Annotated in this window: 7 protein-coding genes and 1 pseudogene; 2 read left to right on the top strand and 6 right to left on the bottom strand. The window is 44.0% G+C overall.

The genetic code is table 11. The features are described 5' to 3' along the window. Positions 1–97 precede the first annotated feature (97 nt). The 3 genes and pseudogenes from B7360_RS20265 to B7360_RS20255 all read right to left on the bottom strand — a co-directional run. Positions 98–379, bottom strand: a pseudogene (locus B7360_RS20265) (chemotaxis protein); the annotation flags it as partial. Positions 380–559: 180 nt separating this feature from the next. After that, complete coding sequence (locus B7360_RS20260) at positions 560–946, bottom strand: thiol-disulfide oxidoreductase DCC family protein (protein WP_085344470.1); 387 nt, start codon at positions 944–946, stop codon at positions 560–562. 27 nt (positions 947–973) lie between these two features. Further along, complete coding sequence (locus tag B7360_RS20255) at positions 974–1,768, bottom strand: DUF4344 domain-containing metallopeptidase (RefSeq protein ID WP_085344469.1); 795 nt, start codon at positions 1,766–1,768, stop codon at positions 974–976. An 865-nt stretch (positions 1,769–2,633) separates the two neighbouring features. Here B7360_RS20255 and gltS (B7360_RS20250) point away from each other — a divergent pair. Next, on the top strand, positions 2,634–3,869 hold the full coding sequence (gene gltS / locus B7360_RS20250) for a sodium/glutamate symporter (RefSeq protein WP_006740921.1): 1,236 nt from the start codon (positions 2,634–2,636) through the stop codon (positions 3,867–3,869). A gap of 101 nt (positions 3,870–3,970) precedes the next feature. On the opposite strand, the gene B7360_RS20245 is transcribed toward gltS (B7360_RS20250), so the two are convergent. Genes B7360_RS20245 through B7360_RS20235 form a run of 3 tightly spaced genes read right to left on the bottom strand, consistent with a single transcriptional unit; the run spans position 3,971 to position 6,026 of the window. After that, positions 3,971–4,801 (bottom strand): hypothetical protein, encoded by an 831-nt coding sequence (locus tag B7360_RS20245; RefSeq protein WP_085344468.1) that lies wholly within the window; start codon positions 4,799–4,801, stop codon positions 3,971–3,973. After that, a complete protein-coding gene (locus B7360_RS20240; RefSeq protein ID WP_085344467.1) occupies positions 4,801–5,658 on the bottom strand; it encodes an ABC transporter ATP-binding protein in 858 nt (285 codons plus the stop codon). Before B7360_RS20240 ends, B7360_RS20245 begins: the two co-directional genes overlap by 1 nt. Continuing rightward, positions 5,655–6,026: a GntR family transcriptional regulator gene (locus B7360_RS20235; protein ID WP_085344466.1), complete on the bottom strand. Its 372-nt coding sequence runs from the start codon at positions 6,024–6,026 to the stop codon at positions 5,655–5,657. Before B7360_RS20235 ends, B7360_RS20240 begins: the two co-directional genes overlap by 4 nt. 415 nt (positions 6,027–6,441) lie before the next feature. On the opposite strand from B7360_RS20235, the gene gltS (B7360_RS20230) reads away from it, so the two are divergent. Further along, entirely contained in the window at positions 6,442–7,668 is a 1,227-nt protein-coding gene (gene gltS, locus B7360_RS20230) for a sodium/glutamate symporter (RefSeq protein ID WP_006740924.1), read from the top strand. Positions 7,669–7,763: the final 95 nt, after the last annotated feature.

Genomic DNA, 7,763 nt, shown 5'->3' with positions numbered 1-7,763 from the left:
TTGTCAGTGTTAAAGTAGTGGGCTTATATTACCTATAAACCCTACAATTCAGGCAATTAAGTTTACATTGATAAATTTTGATTATTGGGATAACGGGCATATAACCTGATTGGCCGAACTCTAGCTCTTTGAGCACTGGAATGGCTTCTTGCAATGAGGCATTACGATCCAATAATGGTTTGAGTGCGGAATGAGCCATCTGCACATAGTTTTTCAGTTCCGCTTTCTTCATCGCCATCATCGTCGTGTGCGTATGATTGATTTGTTGTTGGTTGTAGGTACTGGTTTGGAGGTAGGTAAACCACATCATACCCAAAGCAATCGTTAACACGGGAATGATGGAAAGAATATAAAGTCGCTTTCTTATCGTTAGATTCATAGGTACTTCCTTACGTCTCGGCGCAGCGTTACAAACTGGTAAGCTTCAATAGCTTTACCAAATAAAAGTGTTAATAATTATTTTTGTACTGATTGCAGATTAACCGAGTTGGCGGGTGAGAAGTACAGGAAGTTGGTGATCGTGGACGAGAGAGACTCACATTTTTAAGCAGGATCACAATTAGCGAGAGCATTGGCCCGAGTTGCAGCGGGAGCTACCAGTAAGCCAGTATGAGACACGATACCTATTGTTGGCAAAGCGCAGGTAAAGCCAGTCTGCAATTGGCTTGAGTAATGGCCAACGTAGTGGAGCATATAGCCAACCTCGTCCTACCAACTGCCATGCTCGGTGAGTCACATCAAGACCAAGTATCAGTTCATTGTTGTCATTCAGCGCATGCAAAATCGTATTGGCTTTTTGCGCGTCTATCTGTGGGTAATCAGAAAAGTCATTGCTGTAGATATCGACGATTTTTATCGCTTGTTTTACATCTCGTCGCTTAAGTGCGTGCATTTCTTTGGCGCACAGTGGGCAAGTTCCGTCATAAAATATGGTGAGTTTTGTCATTGCGATCGTCTTATTATTTGATTTGGCTTACTGAGTTCTACGTGGCGATTTTTCTTTTGGTTCATTATGTTGCAGGTAGTGGTTCCAATTCGCGCGTATGTTCTCGTAGTTGTATTGGCAAAAGTCTTTGCGATCTCGTAGGTAGTCTTTTTCAACTTCATCGAGAAGCGACTTGTACTGTTCCGGATCACTGCCGTACACCAAACATAAGGTAGAGAAGTAGCGTTGCAAATCAAAACTGTGCTCATCAATGTACTCACCGAAGTCGTAGTAGTCCGGTCTGTCATCGGACTCAAATGCGAACATGTCGGCGGCGCTAATGGCCATCTCTGCGCCATCTTCTAGGAAGTCAATCATTAAGATCGTGGCAAAATTATCGACGGCATCTTCTTCTTTTCCGAGAACAGGGATGTTTTGATCTTCGATGTAAGCATGCCCGGCTTCATGCAGCAAGGTGTGTAATAACGTATCTAACGCCCCTGTTTTTGGGGATTTTCCAAGGCGTTCTTCATACTGGTTATTGGAGAAGTAATTGAGTGATTCCAAATAAAAAGTGTAGGGAATGTGTATCGTGTGCGTATCGGGATCGTACATTGGGCCATCTTCTCCGCCGTAAACTAGTGTGAGTGGTTTGCGAAATGGAAAGTGGATCTGAGATAGCTCAACAAAAATTGGGTTTACATCGCTGTTTTGGATAGATTGCAGGGCGATGTTTTCATGGGTTGTTTCCACGGGAGAATATTCAATACGGATATTTTCCGCTGCAGTGGCAGATGAGATGGCACAGAGTAATAGCACAGGGAAAAGCGAATGAATTTTCATGTAGGGCTCTTGTTATTTGAATAACTTACATAAAAATTATACATGTTTTTGTGTGATGCATAACTGGGATTGTTTTTATCACCCAGAATCGGGTAGTTAGCCTCGAAAGACTACCATGACAACACCGTACATTTTGGTTGCTGGGCCCTCCAAAAAGCCTATCAAAACACGTTTTATTCAGGAGACGATAGATAAGTGATTGGCCTTTAAGGTTTATTTTTTGGTGAGGCTAAGCTGAATTGGCTTTGCTCTTTTGTCTGTAAAAATGCTATTCAGCAGTTAATCATTATGGAATGAAACCATGGGATTGGTGAATGTCACTGAATTGAAGAAAATTATCAGCAATATGTTATAATCCGGCTCCGTTGTGACGAAAACGTTTGTTGCAGCTTGAGAATTTCCTAGGATTCGGTTCGTTTACACACCATGAGCCAGAGTTGAAAAACTACGACAGGAACAAGCAAACCCAATTGTTTTGAACGCGATCTCGGCGTTTAGAGGTTACAACGGGAAGGAACTTTGTTTGATAGTAATTGACACATTCTGTTTAAGTAAGGGAGCCCAATGTGGTTCAGAAAGTGTCACCCAGAATTTACTCACAACACTATACCCCAAGCAGTAACGCACAGGTATTGCGAGGGGGCATTTGAAGGAGCTATATCGGCTCCTTTCACATTTAAGGGCTGGCTAACAGCGGAAAACTGACACATCGCTAAAGGAGCGTCCCTTAAACTAGCCTAAGGCGCATCTACACCAACTTTTGAGTATTTTCGAAACAGTAAAGCGAGAACATTTGCTATTGAATGAAGGTTAAATTAACACTCGATCATTACGGAGGATGAAGAGAACAATAATAAGAGGCGATATGAATCATTTAATATCTGTAGGTGCACTGGAGTCCTTCTTGGTCGCAATCAGTGTGCTTTTCCTGGGGCATTTTATTAATGCTAAGCTACCGATTTTAAAGAAGTTCAACATACCTGAGCCGATTGTAGGTGGCCTTATTGTGGCCTGCATGATTACTGCTCTTCATTTCAACGGCATCGACTTGGAGTTCGATTTGCCGTTACAAAATACGTTTATGTTAATGTTTTTTGCGACGGTTGGTTTGGCCGCAAATTACACTCAGTTGATGAAAGGAGGTGCGAAGGTTTTTATCTTCTTAGCTGTCGCATCGTTTTACATCATCATACAAAACGGCGTTGGCGTTTCACTCGCGGCGGCGCTCGGTTTAGATCCTTTGATGGGGTTAATTGCTGGTTCGATTACTCTGTCTGGTGGCCATGGTACAGGTGCTGCGTGGTCACAAACCTTCCAAGACGTGTATGGATTGGATAACGTTTTGGAAATTGCGATGGCATCAGCCACTTTTGGTTTGATCATCGGCGGTATCATTGGTAGCCCAGTGGCACAGCGCCTCGTAGAAAAAAATAGCATTGAATCGGAGTATGGTCGTGGTGGTCGGGATGCCAAAACTCACGAAAAATTCCCTGAGTTGGTGACCTACAACGAATACGAAGAAGATAAAGTAACGGCGAAAAAAGTGGTGGAGAAACTCTTCTTCCTACTGATCTGTGTTACGGGGGCGAAGTATGTTGAGCAATGGGTTAGCACGTATGAAATCTCATGGTTGATGATTCCAGACTTTGTTTATGCGCTGTTCATTGGTGTGATCATCACGAACTTCTTAGAGGTGACCAAGCTTCGTAAGTTAGACGCAGAAACCGTCGATATGCTCGGTACCGTTTCTTTGTCATTGTTCTTGGCGATGGCATTAATGAGCTTGAAGTTATGGAATATCTTTGACTTAGCGATTCCATTCTTGGTCATTTTGGCTGTGCAGTCTGTGGTCTTAGCTATCTTCACTTACTACGTTACGTTCAAAGTGATGGGACGCAACTATGACGCTGCGGTTATTGCGGGTGGTCACTGTGGTTTTGGCTTGGGAGCAACCCCAACAGCCGTGATGAACATGGGCTCTATCGTTAACCGATTTGGCCCGTCGCCGCAGGCATTTATGGTGGTGCCAATTGTGGGGGCTTTCTTTATCGACATCGTTAACTTAATCATTTTACAAGGTTACATTTCATTCCTTGGTTAAATTTAAGTTCATGATCTCCTAAGGTCGAAATAAAAACGGTCACAACACAGGTTGTGACCGTTTTTTTATGGCTCGATTTTGGCCGTTTATCGAACGACGGATTATTGAATGGTTCGGCTGAATTTGAGACTAGCTGTCCAACCAAGAACGCCGATGAAAGCGTAAATGCCAACGTTTAACCAGCCCGCCTGAGGAATTGCATTAAATGGGCTTGGTGCAACAATGGCGTGCAGTGGAAGGTAAAGCACTTCGGAGAAGAACTGATCTAGGCCGTAATAGCCAAATAGTGCGATTGGCATCCAGCGCAGCGCATAAATGGCGATAAACAAAATGACCAGTGGTGAATTCACTTTCTGAGAAATAGCCATTGCGGTTAATGCCAACGGTAACAGTAGAATACCGGCGAACAACATTCTGATTAAAAACTCTCCCCAATGCAGCAGCACGTAACCTAACGAGGCTTGGCGGTACAATAAAGCCAATTGGTGATCGGTAGAGATGTTCAGCAACCACAGCATCAAATCTGCTGCGAGCACAAGCGCCGAGCAAACGAGCGGAATCACCAATAAGCCAAACCCTAGCTTCACTAAGTGAGTTTTTATATCGCTGACCGGCATACTACGCCAAAACATAATACTGCCCTCCGCACGCTCTTTGCGTAGCGTTCTTGGGAAGTATTGAACGGCTAACAAGATAGACAGCAGTCCTGCTCCTCCGGTAATCAACATATTGACGTCATCACCAAGCTCTTTATGAATGTCACTGACATCGCCACCAAAGCTCATTTGGAAAAACATATTGTGTTGTAGAGTGTCGTTACTCATTAAACTGACAAAGAGAATAACTCCACACGCCAACACAAACAGTGGAATACGTAAAACAAGAGGGTTTTCTAACCACTCTTTTTGCAACATCGCGACAACTGAACGCATTACGCTGCCTCCTTCTGCAATGCTAAAAATAGATCCGCTAACTTCACCCCATGGATGGTCCCCATTGTTTCTGCTTGTTGGGCATACTGGGCAGTGAGTAACCATTTCGTTGAACCGAGCCCTTTTTGTGACGAGAGTGGGTTCATCGCTTCAATTTGTGTGCGGTATTCGTCGCTGGCCTCAAGGATAAAGTAGTCTTCACTGATACTGTCCATCGAGGTTTGTAGTACAGGGCGGCCATGCTTGAGAATCAGCACATCAGTCAGTAAGTGCTCAATCTCTGATACTTCATGACTGGCGATGATCAACACGCGCTCGCCGTCGTGAAACCATTCCAATAAGTGACGATAAAACGTATCACGATACACGAGATCTAACCCGAGTGTCGGTTCATCCAATATGAGGATTTGGGTGTTAGTCGCGATTACAATCGCGAGGTGCAATTGCACCTTCATCCCTTTGGATAAAGATTTGATGCGCGCACGAGGTTTGATGTCCGTTTGACGAAGCAGCGTATCTGCTTGAGCGCGATTGAACCCTGGATGCACGCCTTCGGTATAGTTAAGCAGTTGAGCGACAGTCATCCAATCTGGCAGAACGTTCACATCCGAGATATAGGATAAGCTCCGCATTATTTTGTCGCGTTGCATAATGGGTTCAAATCCGTTGATACGAACAGTGCCTTGATATTCATGTGCGCCGAGTAGGGCATTAATAAGCGTTGATTTACCTGCGCCATTATGGCCGAGTAAGCCAAGTACTTGTCCTGCATGTAGGTCGAAACTCACTTCATGCAGTGCTTCTCCTTGTTGCTGATATTGCTTGGAGACATTGTTTACACTGACTAATGCGCTCATTGGTCACCTTTCAAGTGTGGTTTTAGTTGTTGAATGAATTCGTCGAGTGACATATCCAGACGCTGTATTGTGCCGGCTATCTGCGGAATTTGTTGTTGAAGAAAACGTGCCTTCTCGTCTGCGAGCAATTTTAGTTTTGCCCCTGAAGCGACAAACATACCTTGACCGCGTTTTTTCTCCACTAACCCCTCATCAACAAGCAATTGATAGCCTTTCATGACGGTGAGGTGGTTAATTTTCATATCCGCAGAGATGCTACGAACGGAGGGCAGAGCATCGCCTTCTTGCCAGATACCTTGCAGTATTTGTTGAGTGATCTGGTCAGCCAACTGTCGAAAAATCGGTTGGCGATCATGCCAATTGGTCATGAGTGAATCTCTTGGCTGAAGTGGTGTTATATATAGGTATAACACCTAGTGTGCCGGAGAGAAAGTAATAATTTAAAATTAAGCGTATGTTCCAGCCTTCGCTTCCCCTAAATATCTACCTATGTGATAGCTATTTTGAATACTTTGTTATGAGCATAAATTAAACACTTCTCATAAGTTGAGAAGTGTTATTTTTCTAATCCAATCAAGGCATTTACCACCAGCTTGGTATTGGTATTCTCATCTAATGATAATCAGTGAGATTTTGGGCGCATCCATTTCTTACTTGATGAGAATTGATGGCAAATACACCCTAGAAAACAAAAGGTTCGAGAGGCAATCTGATTGACTTAGGCACCTATCTCACGTTGGGCGCTTGCTCAATGAATGAGAAAGAGGAGAGTAAAGAGGTCTCATGAATCAGGTAATATCTATCGGCCCACAAGAGTCGTTTCTCGTCGCAATTTGCGTGTTATTTTTAGGGCAGTTCATTAACACCAAATTACCAACCTTAAAGAAATTCAATATCCCAGAGCCAATTGTTGGTGGTCTAGTTGTGGCTTGCGTGATCACGACGATGCACTTAAATGGTGTGGATGTATCATTTGATTTGCCACTGCAAAATACCTTTATGCTGATGTTTTTTGCGACGGTTGGCTTAGCCGCGAATTACACCCAACTGATTAAAGGCGGTGCGAAGGTTTTCATCTTCCTTGTTGTGGCATCGGTCTACATTCTTATCCAAAATGCGGTCGGCGTATCCTTAGCAACCGCATTGGGGTTAGATCCACTCATGGGGTTGATCGCCGGCTCTATTACGCTTTCTGGCGGACATGGAACTGGTGCGGCGTGGTCGCAAACTTTTCAAGAAATGTATGGTTTGCACAATGTCCTAGAAGTGGCGATGGCTTCTGCTACGTTTGGCTTGGTCATGGGCGGGATTATTGGCAGCCCTGTCGCGCAAAAGTTACTCAACAAGCACAACTTAGAATCGGAATACGGACGCACCAACCAAAGCCATCAGAGTTTCCCTGAATTGGTGACCTATAACGAACATGAAGAAGATCGTGTCACGGCGAAAAGAGTTGTAGAAAGCTTATCCATTATTTTGCTTTGCGTGACAGGCGCGAGCTATCTGGAGAGTTGGGTGAGCAGTTTTGGCATCAAGTGGTTGATGATCCCAGATTTTGTTTATGCGCTGTTTATTGGTGTTGTCATCACCAACATCATGGAAGTGACCAAGGTGCGCAAGGTTGATTTAGAAACCGTTGATATTCTTGGTACGGTTTCGCTATCGCTGTTCCTTGCCATGGCTCTGATGAGCTTGAAATTGTGGAATATCTTTGATCTTGCGATCCCATTCCTTATTATTCTTGCTATTCAGTCTGCCGTACTCGCGGTGTTCACTTATTACGTAACATTCCGCATGATGGGCAGTAATTACGATGCCGCGGTGATCGCCAGTGGACACTGTGGTTTCGGTTTAGGTGCCACACCGACTGCGGTCATGAATATGGGCTCTATCGTGAGTCGTTATGGTCCATCACCACAAGCATTTATGGTAGTACCAATTGTCGGTGCATTCTTCATCGACATTGTGAACTTAGTGATTTTGCAAGGTTGCATTGCTTTTATTAAATAGCCCCCGCTTCTTTCAGCTTAACATAACAAAGCCAGTCCCTTGAGACTGGCTTTGTTATTTGTAACACGAAATCTTGTTTCTCTGACTTCAAGCCG

This window comes from Vibrio sp. ArtGut-C1, assembly GCF_002105475.1.
Taxonomy (GTDB): domain Bacteria; phylum Pseudomonadota; class Gammaproteobacteria; order Enterobacterales; family Vibrionaceae; genus Vibrio; species Vibrio diabolicus.
This window is presented reverse-complemented; position numbering and strand designations above follow the sequence as displayed.